Source organism: Pseudomonas sp. PME37.24/006, assembly GCF_055556635.1.
This window is the reverse complement of record NZ_JBVHNL010000003.1, coordinates 933,811-950,950: the sequence shown is the minus strand read 5'-3', so window position 1 is coordinate 950,950 and position 17,140 is coordinate 933,811. Positions and strand designations below refer to the sequence as shown.

Sequence of the window (17,140 nt, the reverse complement as noted above, 5' to 3'; positions counted from 1 at the left end):
CCCTAAGCTTTTCGCTGCCCTAACGGAACAGTGACCAGCTCACTGCATAGTCGTTGAAGCCCAGCCCCCAGAGCGCTACGGTCAGTGCCAGAATCAGCTCCAGCAGCAGCACTCCGATGGCTAGGGTACCGCCAGAGATGGTCAGCCCCTCATTAACCGGGATGCGCAAGAATGCCGGCATGCCGATATAAAGGAGGCGAGCGCTGTAGGCGAGAGCGATGATTCCAACCACCAGCAGCAACCAGGCTTTCGGGTAGAGCAGTGCAATGCCAGCGATGAACAGCGGCGTAGCGACGTAGCCGGCAAAAACGATGCAGCGGCGGCGACTAGGGCGGCTGGCGAAAGAGTCTGACATCCAGTGGATAACATTACCCATGATGGCGACGCCGAACAGCATCAGAATATAAAATACGAGGCCCAGTACCGCTCCTGTCGGCACAGCTACCTTGTAAGCCTCTCCACCCAACTGCCAACCGATTTGGGTGGTGCCGATAAAGGCACTGATTACCGGGATAAGCGCCATCAGCAGTACGTGATGGGCGTAAAGGTGCGTGATGCTCTCCTTTTCCCGGTCGATGTTGCGCCATTCGCTGCCTGGGTTGGCCAGCAGTCCCCAAATGTGGTTGATCATGACTCTTCTCCTCTGGCTCCAGCATTCGTGCCGGTATGAGATATCCGAGAGCTGATCAGTCTGGATCGTGCGGCTTCCGCAATTCAATTCAGCCCTCACAAGGTATGAGTGAAGTTCACCCCAATAGGTTTGACCAGAAATTTGCCGTTTGCCGCCATCGCCTCGTCGAGAGCCATGATGATCCTGCCATAGCCACTGTGGGCAGGATGCTCCAGGCGTTCTCGGCACTAGGCCATGGGTCGTAACGAGGTATGTCGATTGTGCGTAATGGACTTTGTGGTGCTTTGCCCCTGAGGCCTTCAATGGCAGGCTTTATAGGCCTTATTAAGACAGGGGAGGGTGTTAGCCCTTCATTTTGTGTGTGCTTTTTGGCCTCTGCCCCGGCCAGAGTAAAAATGCTATGTTCCGCACCCTCTTCGGCAGGGGTAGATCATGAGCGACGATAAGGCACGCAATCCATCCACAGAGCAGCTGGATACTGGCAAGCGCGGCGGTTGCCTGTGGCTGACCCTGCTAGGTCTGGCTTTTATCGTGCTGGTCTTCGGCATCATCATCTATGCCATCACTCGTGAGCAGACTGCCGATATTCAAGCCAATGAACTAAGTGCTATTCAGGCTTGCTGGATCAAGGCAAACGACCCCACGGCCAAGCCAACCTCGCGCGCTTTCGCGACCGATAGCTGCAAGGAAATGGAAAAGCAGTTCCGTATCAAATACGGTCGTGAGCCCGAGTAGATGATCAAGGATCAGACCGCTCCGTCGAAGCGCTTTCTGCTGATTCTGTGCCTGCTGTTGCTGGCCATCGTGCTGGCGATCGGCGCGTGGGTGTGGGGGCGTTTTGGTGTCGCGTACCTGCGCCCCTTCGGCGATCAGGAACAGGCGGTATTCTTTCAGGGCGGCGGGCTCAAACTGCCGGCCGAGCTCGCCGGGCCTGGCAAGATTCGCGTGGTGCATTTCTGGGATCCCCAGTGCCCGTGCCACAAGGAAACCGACGCTCACCTCAATTATCTGATCAGCCTCTACCGTTTCTCCGGGGTCGAGTTCTACAGCGTGCAAAAGCCGGGGAGCGAGGGCGAAATGCTGCCGTTCCTGCGCGGCAAGCTCACGCCGCTGGAGTCTCTGGAAGGTATGGAGTCGATTCCGGCCAGCCCGGCCATCGCCATCTGGGATCAGCAAGGCCGTCTGGCCTATGCCGGCCCTTATAGCGAGGGGCTGGTGTGCAACTCCTCGAACAGTTTCGTAGAACCGATCCTCGACGCGCTTTCAGCCAATCGTAGCGTTTCCGCAGCCAATACCATGGCAGTAGGTTGCTACTGCGACTGGAAACCGGCAGAAGGATCCTGATTTTCAGGCAATTCCCTGGCTTTTGAAGGGGTATTGCTGTGCGACATATTGCCGCGCAATTCTGGTGATATGAGCCACTATTATGAGTCGCAACATATCCATTTATCCGTAGCCCGTCAGCGGGCCGCGGTTTTGTCTCGCGCTGTAGGTGCGGTCATATGGGGCTTTGCGAGTTAAGCGAGATGTCACCGGGCGCAGGGTTGCGGCCGGCGGTGTAGGGCTGGGGCATTGCGGGGCGAGCTATACACCCCGACTATTTGTAGACCCATCGTCGTTATGCGGTTGGTTTTTTTGGCTGCGTAACCGAAAATGTCGCCCCCTCCGTTTAGTAGTTTCGATGCTGAAACGATTTCGGTGCGCCTGTGCACCGTTTTCCTGGCATGCCCTGCCGTATTGGGTATCAGGCTGAACAGAACGCTATGTGGGATATCACTTTGCTGAAGGTCGTGAAATGAGAGAAGAGAAGTACCACCGCTTGTTCCGCACGCTTCTGACGATTGTCGTGGCCGTCTCCCTGAGTGGCTGCGATTGGATTCTTTTCGATTCGAAAGGCCAGATCGGCATTGAGCAGCGCAACCTCATCATTACCGCCACTCTGCTGATGCTGATCGTGGTGGTACCCGTCATTTTCATGACCATTCTGTTCGCCTGGCGCTATCGCTCCTCGAACAAGGACGCGACCTACGCGCCTGAGTGGGCTCACTCGCACAAGATCGAGGTTATCGTCTGGGGCGTTCCCTGCGTGATTGTTGCCGTGCTGGCAGTCATCACCTGGAAAACTACCCACGAGCTCGACCCGTACAAGCCAATCGAGTCCGATGTCAAACCGCTGGTCGTTGAGGTGGTTTCGCTGGACTGGAAATGGCTGTTCATCTATCCGGAGCAGGGCATCGCTACCGTCAATGAACTGTACATACCAGAAAATACCCCGCTGAGCTTCCAGATCACCTCGCAGAGCGTGATGAATACCTTCTTCATCCCGCAGCTGGGCGGCATGGTTTACGCCATGGGCGGCATGCGCACCCAACTGCACCTGATTGCCAACGAGCCAGGCGAGTTCTTCGGCCTGTCTGGCAACTACAGCGGTCATGGTTTCTCGGGCATGAAGTTCAAGGTGCATTCGACCAGTAACGAAGAGTTCGAGCAGTGGGTGACCAAGGTCAAGCAGTCGCCAGACACGCTGACCTTCGATGGCAGCTATCAGTTGCTGTCCAAAGCGAGTGAAAACAACCCAGTCGAGTACTTCAACGCTCAGCCAGGTCTGTTCCGTCAGATCCTCGGCCAGTACATCGATTACAAGAGCAACCCCGTGAGCGAAGCCGCGCACGATTCAGGTGCGGAGGAATAAACGATGTTCGGAAAGCTGACGCTAGACGCAATACCGCTGCACGAGCCCATCCTGGTAATCACGATGATTGCTGTGGTTCTGGGTGGTCTCGGGCTGTTCGCCGCCCTGACCTACTTCAAGAAGTGGGGCTACCTGTGGCATGAATGGCTGACTTCGGTCGACCACAAGAAAATCGGCGTGATGTACATCCTCGTCGCCCTGGTCATGCTGCTGCGTGGCTTCGCCGACGCAATCATGATGCGTACCCAGCTGGCTATCGCCACTGGTGGCTCTGAAGGGTATCTGCCACCACACCACTACGATCAGATCTTCACCGCTCACGGTACGATCATGATCTTCTTCGTGGCCATGCCAATGGTGGTCGGCCTGATGAACATCGTGACGCCACTGCAGATCGGTGCGCGTGACGTTGCCTTCCCGTTCCTCAACTCGTTGAGCTTCTGGCTGTTCGTGGTGGGTGTACTGCTGACCAACATTTCGCTGTTCGTGGGCGAGTTCGCCATGACCGGCTGGGTTGCGTATCCGCCGTTGTCAGGCATCGAGTACAGTCCGGGAGTCGGGGTCGACTATTACATATGGGCCTTGCAGATATCCGGTATCGGTACGCTGCTGACCGGTGTGAACTTCTTCGTGACCATCATCAAAATGCGTGCCCCTGGCATGACTCTGATGAAAATGCCGATCTTCACCTGGACCATCCTGTGCACCAGCGTGATCATCTGCGGCGCCTTCCCGATTCTGACTGCCGTACTCGGCATGCTGACTCTGGATCGCTACCTGGATTTCCACTTCTTCACTAACGAAGCTGGTGGCAACCCGATGATGTACGTCAACCTCCTGTGGGCCTGGGGCCACCCTGAGGTGTACATCCTGATCCTGCCGGCCTTCGGTGTGTTCTCCGAAGTGACTTCGGTGTTCGCTCGTAAGCGTCTGTTCGGTTATGCCTCGATGGTCTGGGCTACCGTGGCGATCACCGTGCTGTCGTTCGTGGTATGGCTACACCACTTCTTCACCATGGGCTCTGGCGCCAGCGTCAACGCCTTCTTCGGTATCGCGACGATGATCATCGCCATCCCGACCGGTGTGAAGATTTTCACCTGGCTGTTCACCATGTACCGCGGTCGTCTGGAGTTCACTTCGCCGATCCTGTGGACCCTGGGCTTCATCATCACCTTCTCCATCGGTGGTATGACCGGCGTACTGCTGGCTGTTCCAGGTGCTGACTTCCTGCTGCACAACAGCCTGTTCCTGATCGCCCACTTCCACAACGTGATCATCGGTGGTGCGGTATTCGGCTACATGGCCGGTATCACCTTCTGGTTCCCGAAAGCGTTCGGCTTCAAGCTGCACGAAGGCTGGGGCAAGGCGTCGTTCTGGTTCTGGATCGTCGGTTTCTACCTGGCGTTCATGCCGCTGTACATCCTCGGCTTCATGGGCATGACCCGTCGTCTGAACAGTACTTCCAACCCAGAGTGGGAGCCGTGGCTGTACATCGCCGTAGTAGGCGCCGTGCTGATCGGTATCGGTATTCTGTGCACCTTGATCCAGTTCGCTGTGTCGATCATCAAGCGCAAGGAACTGGCCGATGTAACTGGCGACCCATGGGACGCTCGTACGCTGGAATGGTCGACCTCGTCGCCACCGCCGTTCTACAACTTCGCGGTAACCCCGCGCGGCGATCGCATCGACGAGTTCCACGAAATGAAGCGTGACGGTCTGCCGGCTGCGCCAAGCAAGTACTCGCCGATCCACATGCCGAAGAACACCGGCGTTGGCCTGATCATGTCCGTAGGCGCTCTGGTCTTCGGTTTCGCACTGATCTGGCACATCTGGTGGCTGGCTGCATTGAGCTTCGTGGGTACCTTCGCCGTTCTGATTCGCAACAGCTACAACACGGACGTCGACTACTACGTGCAGCCCGATGAAATCGAACGCATCGAGAAGGCACACATTCAAGCAAAGGCTAAGCAGGCTTAAACCATGTCTAGTGAAGTGATCAGCAACCACGCTGCTCATGCCGATGAGCATGAGCACGAACATCACCACGACGCGGGTGAGATGAAGGTCTTCGGGTTCTGGATTTACCTGATGACCGACTGCATCCTGTTCGCGAGTATCTTCGCAGGCTTCGCGGTGCTCAGCACCGCGTACGCCGGCGGTCCAACTCCGGCAGATCTGATCGACCTGAAGCTCGTTCTGGTCGAAACATTCGCTCTGTTGTTCTCGAGCATCACCTACGGCATGGCCATGTTGGCCATGTACCGTGGCGACAAGAGCAAGGTGCTGGCCTGGCTGGCAGCTACCTTCCTGTTCGGTGTGGTGTTCATCTCGATCGAGCTGTACGAGTTCCATCACCTGATCCACGAAGGTGCCGCTCCGCAGGTCAGTGCCTACTGGTCCGCGTTCTTCACCCTGGTCGGCACCCACGGTCTGCACGTCAGTGCCGGCCTGGTGTGGATGGCGGTGATGATGCATCAGGTCGCTAGCCGCGGCCTGACGCCGGTCACCCAGACCCGCCTGAGCTGCCTGAGCCTGTTCTGGCACTTCCTCGACGTGGTGTGGATCTGCGTGTTTACCGTTGTCTATCTGATGGGGGCTCTGTAATGGCTCATGATCACCACTCTGCCGCAGGCGCGAGCCATGGCAGCACCAAGGATTACGTCGTCGGTTTCGTACTGTCGGTAATCCTCACCGTGATCCCGTTCGCGATCGTGATGAATCCCGTCATGTCGAAAGCGGCCACGCTGTTCACCATCGTCGCTTTCGCGGTCGTGCAGATCTACGTACACCTGGTGTACTTCCTGCACATGAACACCTCGTCCGAGCAGCGTTGGAACACGGTGGCGTTCGCGTTCACCATCCTGATCACCATCATCGTCGTAGCGCTCTCGATCTGGATCATCTGGAGCATGCACTACTACATGATGGCCAACTAAAAAGAGAGCAGCCTGATGTTCAAGCAATACCTGCTCCTGACCAAGCCAGGCATCGTCTTCGGAAACATGATTTCCGTCGCCGGTGGCTTCTTCCTGGCTTCGAAGGGGGATATCGACCTGATGCTGTTCCTGGCAACAGCACTCGGCGTCGCTCTGGTGATTGCTTCCGGTTGCGTGTTCAACAACTACATCGATAGGGACATCGATGTAAAGATGGAGCGGACCAAGAACAGGGTGCTAGTTAAAGGCCTGGTTCCGCCGACACATGCCATCATTTACGCCTGCATCCTCGGGATTGCAGGCGTTGCCTTGCTCTATAAAGCTACGAATCTGCTTGCAGTTGGCCTGGTCCTGATGGGCTTCGTCGTCTACGTCGGGCTTTACAGCCTGTACCTCAAGCGCAATTCGGTTTATGGAACGCTGGTTGGCAGTCTGTCGGGCGCCGCTCCACCCGTTGTGGGCTATTGCGCTGTAAGCAACGAGTTCGATATGGGAGCAGCGATTCTGCTGCTGATCTTCAGCCTCTGGCAGATGCCCCATTCGTACGCTATTGCCATCTTTCGTTTCAATGACTACCAGGCCGCCAACATTCCGGTGTTGCCAGTGATCAAGGGCATTCCTGCTGCCAAGCGCAGCATCGTCCTGTACATCGCCGCGTTCCTGGTCGCCACCTTGATGCTGACCATCAGTGGTTACGCCGGTTACAGCTACTTCGTGGTAGCAGTGGTCAGCGGCGCCTATTGGTTGTGGATGGGGGTGTCGGGTTACAAGGCTGTCGATGACAAGGTCTGGGCACGCAAGCTGTTCGTGTTCTCGATCGTCACCATCACTGCGCTGAGCGTGATGATGTCGGTGGATTCCCAGTCCACGCCGAGCCAGATGCTGATGACATCGGTCAACCACATCTGTGGCGCCGATAATCTCAGTGGTTTTTGTGCGGCGTTCGCCTCGCGCTGAATTCGGCAAGTGAATCGAGCGGGCCCCGTCATCACCGATGACGGGGCCCGTTTTCGTTCAGGGCTGATAAGGTGTCTGGCATGAAGGGTTCAGCTATTTGGAGAAAGACCGTGAATGAGCAAGACTCCTTCATCAAGGGGCTCAAGGAGCGCCTGCCCGATGATCTCAAGGATTCGTTCAGTGACGAGCAGCTCGATGCGCTAAAGGTTGCCTTTGGCGCACGCCAGTGGGGGCGCCATCCTCTGGATCTGCGATGGACGCTCAAGCTGTGGCGCTGGCGCTATTACTTCGTGCTGCTGGCCGGTCGCAACAAGCGCGACCTCAGTCGAGCCCAGCAGGATCTGTCGCTGACCGCCAAGGCGATAGGCATCAGCTTGTTCCTGCTGGTGTCGCTGGCGCTTGGTCTGCTGTTTCTCTACCTGCTCAAGTCAGCCCTGGGCATCAACCTGTTTTCCGGGTTTTCGCTGGGCCTGTGGGACTGGTTCAAGAGCGGCTGAACAGCAGCGCCTTCAGCCCGCCTTCGGGCTCGGCGTCCGGAAATTCCGGTGGGTTTTCCAGACGCTGATCGAAGCGCAGTTCGGGGGCCTCGGCGGCCATGCCGGTGATCAGGAAGTCGCTGCCGATGTTGGGGTCGTTGACGCAGGCCAGTACGCGGCCTTCGGCACTGAGCAGTTCGGGGAGCTTACGGAGGATTTTCTGGTAGTCGCGGGTGAGGGCGAAGCTGCCCTTCTGGAAGGACGGTGGGTCGATGATGATCAAATCATAGGGGCCATGGCGTTTCACCTTGCCCCATGACTTGAACAGCTCATGGCCAAGAAAGCTGACTCGGCTCAGGTCGTGGCCGTTGAGGCGATGATTATCGCGGCCACGGCTCAGCGCCGCCTTGGCCATGTCCAGATTGACCACATGCTCGGCGCCACCGGCAAGCGCCGAGATGGAGAAGCCGCAGGTGTAGGCGAACAGGTTGAGCACCCGTTGGTCTTTGGCATTCTCGCGTACCCAGTGTCGTCCCAGGCGCATGTCGAGAAACAGGCCGGTGTTTTGCTTGCGACCCAGGTCGAGAAGATAGCGCAGGCCGTCTTCTTCGATGACCCACTCCTCGGGTAACTCACCCACCAGGCACTGCATCGGGCTGTCGGTCTGATAACGATGCTGCAGCAGCAGGCTGTGAGCTTGGCTGCGCTGCCATTCGCCGGACTGGCTCAACTGCAGCAACATCGTCTGCAGTGTCTGGAGTTGGTCTTCTGCTGGCTCTCTGAACAGGCACACCAGCACGATGCCCTGCAGCCAATCGACGGTGATGTGTTCAAGTCCTTCCCAGCAGCGGCCGCGGCCATGGAACAGACGCCTGGTATCCGTCGGCGCTTCATTCAGGGCGTGGTTCAGGTGCTGCTGCAGAAAAGCAAGGTTGTCCGGTGTCATGGGGCTCTATCGTTTGCCGGGGCGCAGCAGTTTAAAGCAAAGCAGTGGCTCGCTCATGGTTGCAGCGTTTTTGCGGTGTCATAAAAAAGCCCGTCACGAGGACGGGCCAAATATGCCATGACACTGGAGTAAAGCGATGCGGTGTAAGCCTTACAGGATCGACAGCGGGTAGTTGAAGATCAGGCGGTTTTCGTGAAGATCCTGGCCAACGTCACGACGGACGTCGGAGTTACGCCAGCGCACGCTGAGGTTCTTCAGGGTGCCGTCCTGGATGGTGTAGGCCAGTTCGGATTCGCGACCCCACTCTTCGCCATCCTTGCGGCCATCGGCTGCGTGGATGCTGTCGCCGCTGACGTAGCGGTTCATCAGGGTCAGGCCCGGAACGCCGACACCGGCGAAGTTGAAGTCATGACGCACCTGCCAGGAGCGCTCGTTCGGAGCGTCGTAGCTGTTGGTGAAACCGTCGTTGACCAGGGTGCCGCCACTGGCGCCGTCGACACGCATGAACTTGGTCGAACCGTTGAGCTTCTGGTACGCCACGGTGAAGGTGTTGCTGCCGGTCTTGGCGGAGAAGCTGCCCTGATAGACCTTGTTGTCCAGCTTGCCTGCTTTGGCAGCGCCTTCGTCCTTGCCATCTACATAACCGAGGTTGGCGCCCAGTACCCAGTCGCCCACCGGTTGGCTGTGTGTCAGTTGCAGGTAGCTTTGTTGGTAGATGTCTTCCAGTCGTGCGTGCCAGACGCCGACCATGGTGTTGTTGCCGTTGAATTTGAATTCACCACCACCGAAGTTGAAATCATCGCCGGCGATACCGTTGTAGGAGATGTCCTCACGGCTGGCGTCGTTACGCTGGCTGTTCTTCCAGAACTGACCGCCATACAGGGTCAGGCCGTCGATTTCGCTGGAGGTGAGTTGCGCACCCTGGAAGGTCTGCGGCAGGGAACGACCATCGTCCGCGCGCAGAATTGGCAGTACGGCGAACCACTCACCGACTTTCAGTTCGGTCTTGGAGAGCTTGGCCTTGGCAGCAACGGCGGTGCGGCCGAAGTTGTCAGCGGCCTGGCCATCACCGTGGATCGGCATCAGTTGGGTGTTGGCGGCGCCGCGGTTGCCGTCCAGCTTGATGCTGTACAGGCCCAGCACGTCGAGACCAACGCCGATGGTGCCGGCGGTGTAGCCGGAGCGGGCATCGAGAATGAAGCTCTGGGTCCAGCCTTCAGCCTGGCCTTGACGCTCGCCGCGGATCACCGGATCGGTGCCGTTCAGATAGTTGCGGTTGAAGTAGTAGTTGCGCAGGCCGAGGGTGACCTTGGCATCTTCAACGAAGCCTTCGGCCTGGGCAGCCATTGGCAGGGCGCTTGCTGCGATAGCCAGTGCGATGAGGCTAGGTGGTAGTGCGGCGATGATTTTCATTGTTGTTGTGCTCCCGTTTTCTGAACAAACCATCCTCTGTCGATCAGTGATCAACATGCCGTGAGGAGGGTGTGGATAGCCCTGTGCAGGGCGACAGACCCGCGTGCGGACACGCAGGACTCTGCCTCAGGCCCTAGCCGTCGGCGAATAAGTGGCGCGCAGATATTGAGATGAATGCGACGGACTGGTAGAGAAACCCGAGTCGATTTGGCGTGCGAAGAGCGTGAATGCTTCAGTCTTCATGGTGCGACCTTTTTTGTTTTTATAAGGCTGTGTTGTCATACAACATTGCCGCTGATTATCTGCAGCTCTCAATCGGCTTGTCAACGCACTCTGTAAAAAAGTTCCGTTCGGAACGTTTTTTACGCAGAAAGCAATTCCTAAATGTTAGCAATACCGCATGGGCTGTGGCTTTGCAGTTATCGCTACGGCTTATTCTTGGGTATCTGTGCGAGCTTGAGTATACGACCTTGGCCGCAGACAGACTGATAAGAAATGTTGTGTGATAACGTATGACGATATTTATCAGTGCAGGAAATCTCATGCCGCATTGTCTTGTCGAGGGCTCACGCTCCCTGGAAAAAACGCTCGCTGGCAGTGAGCTGGTCGCGCTGGTTCATGACGCCGCAATGGGTACAGGATTGTTCAGGGAGGGCGAAGTGAAGGTGCGGCTGAGTCTTTACGATCACTACAGTGTCGGCGGTAGCCAGAATGATTTCCTGCATGTGATCTTCTACCTGCTGGCGGGGCGCACGGACGAGCAGAAGAAAACCTTGTCTATGGCCATCGTGCGTTCGCTGGTAGAGCGCCTGCCAGAGGTGGAGAGCATTTCTCTGGATGTGCGGGACATGCGCCGTGAAGCCTTCAGCAATCGGCGCAGTTGCCTGGACGCAGACTGATCGAGTGAGCAGGGCGGCAGAAACTGCCGCCCCAGCGGTACTTAACCGCGGTAGTAGCGCTGCGCCACGAACGGCGTCTTGGCGACCTTCATGGCAACGCGTTTGCCGCGTACCAAGGCCCACACATCGCTGTCCACTGCGACGTGACTGCTCTGCACGTAACCCATGGCCAGCGGCGCGCCCAGGCTTGGGCCGAAGCCGCCACTGCACACCTGACCGATGATCTCGCCATCGGTATTCACCAGCTCCGCACCCTCACGGACGGGCGTGCGCTCCTGAGGCAGCAGGCCGACACGTTTGCGGGCGACCCCTTCGCGCTGTTGCGCGAAAATGCGCTCGGCACCGGGGAACCCGCCGGGGCGAGTGCCATCGGCTCGCCGCGCCTTGGATACTGCCCAGAGCAGGCTTGCCTCGACCGGCGTGGTGTCGGCACTCATGTCATGGCCATACAGGCACAGGCCGGCTTCCAGGCGCAGCGAATCGCGGGCGCCCAGGCCGATCGCCTGAACTTCCGGTTCGGCCAGCAGGCTGCGCGCCAGCGCTTCTGCATGGGCGGCAGGTACCGAGATTTCGTAACCGTCTTCACCTGTATAGCCGGAGCGGCTGACGTAGCAATCGACCCCGAGCAGGCGCACCGCCGCGAATTGCATGAAAGTCATTTTCGCGACTTCCGGTGCCAGGCGGGTAAGTACGTCGACCGCCTTGGGGCCCTGCAGGGCAAGCAGGGCCCGCTCGAAGCGCGATTCGATCTGGCACTGGTTGGCGATGTGCTGCTGCAGGTGCATCAGATCCTGATGCTTGCAGGCCGCATTGACCACCAGAAACAGCGTGTCGTCGCCCAGGTTGGCGACCATCAGGTCGTCGAGGATGCCGCCGTTCGCATCGGTGAACATAGCGTAGCGCTGCATACCCACCGGCAGGTCGACGATATCCACCGGCACCAGGCTTTCCAGGGCCTTGGCGGCGCCCGTGCCACGCAGGATGATCTGGCCCATGTGCGAGACGTCGAACAGGCCGGCGGCTTCCCGGGTGTGCTGGTGTTCCTTCATCACGCCGAGCGGATATTGCACCGGCATCTCGTAGCCGGCGAACGGCACCATGCGTGCGCCCAGCTCCAGGTGCAACGCGTGGAGGGAAGTTTTCGCCAGAATTTCAGAGCTCATTGCGCTCTCCTGTATAGGTCGTGAGCGGCCCGCAACAGCGTGCGGGCATAGAGGGTGGGGCTGCCGAAGCGTTCGGCAGCCCAGGCGCGATCAGGCGTCCTGATAAGCCTCGATGGGCGGGCAGGCACAGACCAGATTGCGGTCGCCGAACACGTTGTCGACCCGGCCTACCGGCGGCCAGTATTTGCCGTCGATCAGGCTGCGGGTCGGGAAGACCGCCTGTTCGCGGCTGTACGGATGCGTCCACTCACCCACCAGTTCAGCGGCGGTGTGCGGGGCATTCTTCAGCGGGTTGTCGTCGACATTCAGCTCGCCGCGTTCGACCGCACGAATTTCCTCGCGAATGGCGATCATGGCTTCGCAGAAGCGATCCAGCTCTTGCTTGGACTCACTTTCGGTCGGCTCGATCATCAGCGTGCCAGCCACCGGGAAGGACATGGTGGGGGCATGGAAGCCAAAGTCGATCAGGCGCTTGGCCACATCGTCGACGCTGATGCCGCTGCTGTCCTTGAGCGGGCGCAGATCAAGGATGCACTCGTGGGCCACCAGGCCGCCTTCACCGCTGTACAGCACCGGGTAGTGCTCTTCCAGGCGACGGGCGATGTAGTTGGCATTGAGGATCGCCATCTGCGACGCCACGCGCAGGCCGGTACCGCCCATCATGCGGATGTACATCCAGGTGATCGGCAGGATGCTGGCGCTGCCGAATGGCGCGGCGCTGACCGCACCCTCCTTGCGCTGCATGTGTGCGTGGCCGGGCAGGAACGGCGCCAGGTGGGATTTCACGCCGATCGGGCCGACACCCGGACCGCCACCGCCATGGGGAATGCAGAAGGTTTTGTGCAGGTTGAGGTGGGAGACGTCACCGCCGAACTTGCCTGGTGCACAGAGGCCGACCATGGCGTTCATGTTGGCGCCGTCGATATACACCTGGCCGCCGTTGTCATGGACGATGGCGCAGATCTCGCGGATGCCTTCCTCGAACACCCCGTGGGTGGACGGGTAGGTGATCATGATTGCAGCCAACTGATCGCGGTGCTGCTCGGCCTTGGCGCGCAGATCGGCGATGTCGACGTTGCCGCGTGCGTCGCAGGCAGTCACTACTACGCGCATGCCGGCCATGTGGGCGGTGGCCGGGTTGGTGCCATGGGCCGATTGCGGGATCAGGCAGATGTCGCGCTTATCGTCGCCGCGGCTCTGGTGATAGGCGCGGATCGCCAGCAGGCCAGCGTATTCGCCCTGGGAGCCGGCATTAGGCTGCAGCGACACGGCGTCGTAGCCGGTGGCGGCGCAGAGCATGGCTTCCAGCTCGTCGGTCAGCTCCTGATAACCGGCGCTCTGTTCGGCAGGGGCGAAGGGATGCAGGTTGCCGAACTCAGCCCAGGTGACGGGAATCATCTCGCTGGCCGCGTTCAGCTTCATGGTGCAGGAGCCCAGCGGGATCATGCTGCGATCCAGGGCCAGGTCTTTGTCGGCGAGCTTGCGCAGATAGCGCATCAGCTCGGTTTCCGAGTGGTAGCGATTGAATACCGGGTGCTCGAGAATCGCCGACTGACGCAGTTGTGCAGCAGGCAGGCCAGTATCGTCCGTCTTGGCGAGGGCCGCGAAGTCCGGCAGGGCCTTGCCGTCTGCGAACAGTGTCCAGAGTTGTTCGATATCCGCCTGAGTGGTGGTCTCGTCGAATGACAGGCCGATACGCTCGGCATCCACTTCGCGCAGGTTGATGCCGGCTGCACGGGCTTTCTGGTGCAGCGCTGCGGTCTGCTCACCGCTGCGCAGGGTCAGGGTATCGAAGAATGCCTGTTGCTCGATCTGCAGACCGAGCGCCTGCAGGCCGCGGGCGAAGATCAGCGTCAACTGGTGAACGCGCTGGGCGATACGGGTGAGCCCCTGCGGGCCATGGTAGACGGCGTACATGGCGGCGATATTGGCCAGCAGCACCTGAGCGGTACAGATGTTGCTGGTGGCCTTCTCACGGCGAATGTGTTGTTCGCGGGTCTGCATGGCCAGGCGCAGGGCCGGGTTGCCGAAGCGATCCACCGAAAGGCCGACCAGGCGACCCGGCATGTCGCGTTTGAACGCGTCACGGGTGGCGAAGTAGGCGGCATGTGGGCCACCGAAACCCAGTGGCACGCCAAAGCGTTGAGCGCTGCCCAGCGCCACATCGGCACCGAATTCACCTGGCGCTTGCAGCAGGGTCAGGGACAGCAGATCGGCCGCGACGGCTACCAGAGCGTTGGCGCCGTGGAAGCGCTCGACCACTTCGCGGTAATCGAAGATGTCGCCATTGCTCGCCGGGTACTGCAGCAGAGCGCCGAAGAAGGCGCTGGCGTCGTCGATGGCGGCTTCGTCACCGACCACCACGTCGATGCCCAGCGGCTCGGCGCGGGTACGCAGTACGTCGAGTGTCTGCGGGTGGCAGTGCTGGGAGGCGAAGAAGGCGTTGGCGGCCTTGTTCTTCGACAGACGCTTGCAAAAGGTCATGGCTTCGGCGGCGGCGGTGCCTTCGTCGAGCAGCGAGGCGTTGGCGATCGGCAGGCCGGTGAGGTCGCTGATCAGGGTCTGGAAGTTCAGCAGCGACTCCAGGCGGCCTTGGGATATCTCGGGCTGGTAAGGCGTGTAGGCGGTGTACCAGGCCGGGTTCTCCAGCAGGTTGCGCAGGATCGGCGAGGGCGTGTGAGTACCGTAGTAACCCTGGCCGATGTAGTTGCGAAACAGCTGGTTCTTGGCGGCGATGGCCTTGATGGCTGCCAGCGCATCGGCTTCGCTCTGGCCATCGCCAGCGGGTAGCACGCTGGTGCCCTTGATACTGCCCGGGATGACGCTGGCGGTCAGTGCATCGAGGTCGCTGAAACCAAGGGTTTCCAGCATGGCAGCGGTATCTTGGTCACGTGGGCCGATGTGGCGTGCGATGAACTCGTTGCGGGTGGTCAAGTCGGTCATGGTTTTCTCTCAAGCGTCGGCTTTGGCGTTGAGCAGGCGCTCGTAGGCGTTCTGATCGAGCAGGCCGGCCACTGCATTGGCGTCGGTTGGACGGAAGCGGAAGAACCAGCCCTGTCCCAGCGGTTCGGCATTGATCAGCTCAGGGCTGGCTTCGAGGTCGGCGTTCACTTCGACCACTTCACCGTCGAGCGGCATGCCGATATTGCTCGCTGCCTTTACCGACTCAAGCACGGCTACTTCTTCGCCGGCGGTGTAGGCCTGCAGCTCAGGCAGTTGAACGAACACCACGTCACCCAGTGCGTCTTGAGCGTAGGCGGTGATCCCTACGGTGACCAGCCCATCGGCCTCCTGACGCAGCCATTCGTGCTCGACGGTAAAACGCAATTCGCTCATGGGGACTCCTTGGTGATTTTCGGCCCGTCTGTGCGGGCGCGGCTAATGGGTAAAGCCATTAGCAAACTAGGTGCCAGTTTGTTTTTTGTATATAAATCAATGACATAATGTTTTTAAGTGAGTGAAATCAGGCGCTTTGTATCGATTTCGATACGAAGTTCGCCGCCTTTCGATGTGGGTTCACTTAAAGGCCCCGAATGTCGCAGCTGGCAAACTCCGTGTCGTATTGAATACGCTGTGTCTAAATCAATACGAATGGCTGGGAAGTGCTGAATCAGGGCGGCAGGAAGGCGCAATCAGTGCAGCGCAGTGCCCGTACTCAGCTGGCGCAGTCGATCGCCAAGCCGTACATGCAGCGATGGGTCGTCGCACAGCAGCAGGGCACGCTGGACATCGAAACGCTCCGCCTGTGGGCAGTCGAGGCGCTGATAAAGGTCGGCTCTGGCCAGATGATCACTGACGTTGGGAGGCGCCAGCTGTAACACGCGCTCGGCATCTTTTAGGGCGGCCAGATAGTCCTCGTCTTGCATGTGCAGATAACGCAGGTTACGTGATAGCCGTACGATCATGCTCCGCGCATCGCAACCCAACATGTGTTCGGCGCTCAGCTGTGCCTGGGGGCCGATATAGCGCAGCAGCAGTTCACGGCAGTCGCGGGTATAGAGCCGCCGCCCGCCACAGGGATCGAGCAGGTGGTCGGCACCGGGAACACGCAACAGGAAGTAGCCGGGGAAGTTGACACCCTGCAGGGGGATGCCCAGGCGCCTTGCCAGCTCCACAGCGATCAGCGCGATGCTCAGGGGCTGGCCACGACGGCGCAGCAGCACCTTGTGCAGCAGCGCTGCCTGCGGCCGAACCGGGTTGTCGTCGTCTTCATAAAAGTGCAGGTCGTTGAGGCGCCGCAACAGGGGCTGCGCGAGTTCCTGCGGGGGGAGGCTGGGGAGGCCTGCATCGACCTGATGTTTCAGGCCGTCGAGCTCGCTGACGATCAGTTTGGGTTGCACGGCCATGTCGTGTTCGGCAGCGACCCACAGGGCCGCTTCGAAGAGCGCCGGCTGCTCGGTGTTCAGACAGGCAAGGCAGTGGTCACGCGCACTCATGGTCACCTCCCGTGGGTGACCTCTGTTTTAACCGTGCGCGCGCCTGACGTCTAGAGCTGAAGGCCGAGGATATGTTGCCGGCGATTTGTGCGCCGCCGGCTGGTGATCATTCCGCCAGTGCTTCACTGCCCAGCTCGGCAAGGGCATCGGGCTGGTTCTTGAAAGCCTTGGCGAACACATCGCGGTTTCTGGCCATGTAGATGCCCAGCTCTTCGCCCTGCTCATCGCTGAGAGACGGCACCGCCTTTTGCAGCACTTCGCTGAGTAGTTCAGCCAGCTCCAGCATCTTGTCGTGACGGTCGGCTTCGGCTTTATCCATAAATAAACGCTCCGGATCTCGACTGCTGCGGTACACCACTTCGACGGCCATTCATCACCTCTACGCCTTCACGCTAATGGTTGAAAATATACTGTGTATGCATACAGTTGTGGCAAGCATAATGAACCGCGCTGCATTTGAACAGGGTAAACGTGAATCTTGCTGTGCGCGGCATCTTGTCACGCGCTGCAGGTTGCCGCATCCGTGCCTTTTTGGCGACGGCGGGCTTCTCTGTGCCAAGGCAGTCGCTCCGGGCCAGCTTCGCTGGTCTT

The 17,140-nt window shown here is 59.3% G+C and carries 17 protein-coding genes; 9 read left to right on the top strand and 8 right to left on the bottom strand.

Features of this window, described 5'->3' with window-relative positions:
- Nucleotides 1–19: 19 nt before the first annotated feature.
- Entirely contained in the window at nucleotides 20–631 is a 612-nt protein-coding gene (locus ACZ3GY_RS15415) for a Yip1 family protein (RefSeq protein ID WP_463562093.1), read from the bottom strand.
- A gap of 432 nt (nucleotides 632–1,063) precedes the next feature.
- Between ACZ3GY_RS15415 and ACZ3GY_RS15410 the strand changes: the two genes are divergently transcribed.
- The 8 genes from ACZ3GY_RS15410 (at nucleotide 1,064) to ACZ3GY_RS15375 (ending at nucleotide 7,713) form a co-directional block, all read left to right on the top strand.
- Nucleotides 1,064–1,366: a hypothetical protein gene (locus tag ACZ3GY_RS15410; protein ID WP_463562092.1), complete on the top strand. Its 303-nt coding sequence runs from the start codon at nucleotides 1,064–1,066 to the stop codon at nucleotides 1,364–1,366.
- On the top strand, nucleotides 1,367–1,975 hold the full coding sequence (locus ACZ3GY_RS15405) for a DUF6436 domain-containing protein (protein WP_465910875.1): 609 nt from the start codon (nucleotides 1,367–1,369) through the stop codon (nucleotides 1,973–1,975).
- Between the two features lie 451 nt (nucleotides 1,976–2,426).
- A complete protein-coding gene (gene cyoA, locus ACZ3GY_RS15400; protein WP_463562090.1) occupies nucleotides 2,427–3,323 on the top strand; it encodes a ubiquinol oxidase subunit II in 897 nt (298 codons plus the stop codon).
- A 3-nt stretch (nucleotides 3,324–3,326) separates the two neighbouring features.
- Nucleotides 3,327–5,300: a cytochrome o ubiquinol oxidase subunit I gene (cyoB, locus tag ACZ3GY_RS15395; RefSeq protein ID WP_463562089.1), complete on the top strand. Its 1,974-nt coding sequence runs from the start codon at nucleotides 3,327–3,329 to the stop codon at nucleotides 5,298–5,300.
- A 3-nt stretch (nucleotides 5,301–5,303) separates the two neighbouring features.
- Nucleotides 5,304–5,927: a cytochrome o ubiquinol oxidase subunit III gene (gene cyoC / locus ACZ3GY_RS15390; protein ID WP_225838842.1), complete on the top strand. Its 624-nt coding sequence runs from the start codon at nucleotides 5,304–5,306 to the stop codon at nucleotides 5,925–5,927.
- Nucleotides 5,927–6,259: a cytochrome o ubiquinol oxidase subunit IV gene (locus ACZ3GY_RS15385; RefSeq protein WP_042555392.1), complete on the top strand. Its 333-nt coding sequence runs from the start codon at nucleotides 5,927–5,929 to the stop codon at nucleotides 6,257–6,259. Before cyoC ends, ACZ3GY_RS15385 begins: the two co-directional genes overlap by 1 nt.
- Before the next feature lie 12 nt (nucleotides 6,260–6,271).
- Nucleotides 6,272–7,216: a heme o synthase gene (cyoE, locus tag ACZ3GY_RS15380; RefSeq protein ID WP_463565928.1), complete on the top strand. Its 945-nt coding sequence runs from the start codon at nucleotides 6,272–6,274 to the stop codon at nucleotides 7,214–7,216.
- 80 nt (nucleotides 7,217–7,296) lie between these two features.
- On the top strand, nucleotides 7,297–7,713 hold the full coding sequence (locus tag ACZ3GY_RS15375; RefSeq protein WP_463562088.1) for a 3-phosphoshikimate 1-carboxyvinyltransferase: 417 nt from the start codon (nucleotides 7,297–7,299) through the stop codon (nucleotides 7,711–7,713).
- Here ACZ3GY_RS15375 and ACZ3GY_RS15370 read toward each other — a convergent pair.
- Both ACZ3GY_RS15370 and ACZ3GY_RS15365 read right to left on the bottom strand, forming a co-directional pair.
- The gene (locus ACZ3GY_RS15370) at nucleotides 7,700–8,638 is read right to left on the bottom strand and encodes a class I SAM-dependent methyltransferase (protein WP_463562087.1); all 939 of its coding nucleotides are present in this window, start codon (nucleotides 8,636–8,638) and stop codon (nucleotides 7,700–7,702) included. The two genes, ACZ3GY_RS15375 and ACZ3GY_RS15370, sit on opposite strands and share 14 nt — an antisense overlap.
- A gap of 150 nt (nucleotides 8,639–8,788) precedes the next feature.
- Nucleotides 8,789–10,051 (bottom strand): OprD family porin, encoded by a 1,263-nt coding sequence (locus tag ACZ3GY_RS15365; protein WP_463565927.1) that lies wholly within the window; start codon nucleotides 10,049–10,051, stop codon nucleotides 8,789–8,791.
- A 542-nt stretch (nucleotides 10,052–10,593) separates the two neighbouring features.
- On the opposite strand from ACZ3GY_RS15365, the gene ACZ3GY_RS15360 reads away from it, so the two are divergent.
- Nucleotides 10,594–10,950, top strand: a complete 357-nt coding sequence (locus tag ACZ3GY_RS15360; protein WP_465910870.1) for a 5-carboxymethyl-2-hydroxymuconate Delta-isomerase — start codon at nucleotides 10,594–10,596, stop codon at nucleotides 10,948–10,950.
- 41 nt (nucleotides 10,951–10,991) lie between these two features.
- Here the strand turns inward: ACZ3GY_RS15360 and gcvT are convergent, their stop codons facing one another.
- The 5 genes from gcvT to ACZ3GY_RS15335 form a co-directional block, all read right to left on the bottom strand.
- Complete coding sequence (gcvT, locus tag ACZ3GY_RS15355; protein WP_465910869.1) at nucleotides 10,992–12,113, bottom strand: glycine cleavage system aminomethyltransferase GcvT; 1,122 nt, start codon at nucleotides 12,111–12,113, stop codon at nucleotides 10,992–10,994.
- A gap of 90 nt (nucleotides 12,114–12,203) precedes the next feature.
- Nucleotides 12,204–15,056 carry an aminomethyl-transferring glycine dehydrogenase gene (gene gcvP / locus ACZ3GY_RS15350; protein ID WP_465910868.1) on the bottom strand — a complete coding sequence of 951 codons (2,853 nt, stop codon included), beginning with the start codon at nucleotides 15,054–15,056 and terminating at the stop codon, nucleotides 12,204–12,206.
- 9 nt (nucleotides 15,057–15,065) lie between these two features.
- Nucleotides 15,066–15,449 carry a glycine cleavage system protein GcvH gene (gene gcvH, locus ACZ3GY_RS15345; protein WP_463565923.1) on the bottom strand — a complete coding sequence of 128 codons (384 nt, stop codon included), beginning with the start codon at nucleotides 15,447–15,449 and terminating at the stop codon, nucleotides 15,066–15,068.
- 296 nt (nucleotides 15,450–15,745) lie between these two features.
- Nucleotides 15,746–16,549: a SirB1 family protein gene (locus ACZ3GY_RS15340; protein WP_465910866.1), complete on the bottom strand. Its 804-nt coding sequence runs from the start codon at nucleotides 16,547–16,549 to the stop codon at nucleotides 15,746–15,748.
- A 106-nt stretch (nucleotides 16,550–16,655) separates the two neighbouring features.
- Complete coding sequence (locus ACZ3GY_RS15335) at nucleotides 16,656–16,919, bottom strand: YebG family protein (RefSeq protein ID WP_463565921.1); 264 nt, start codon at nucleotides 16,917–16,919, stop codon at nucleotides 16,656–16,658.
- Between the last annotated feature and the right edge of the window lie 221 nt (nucleotides 16,920–17,140).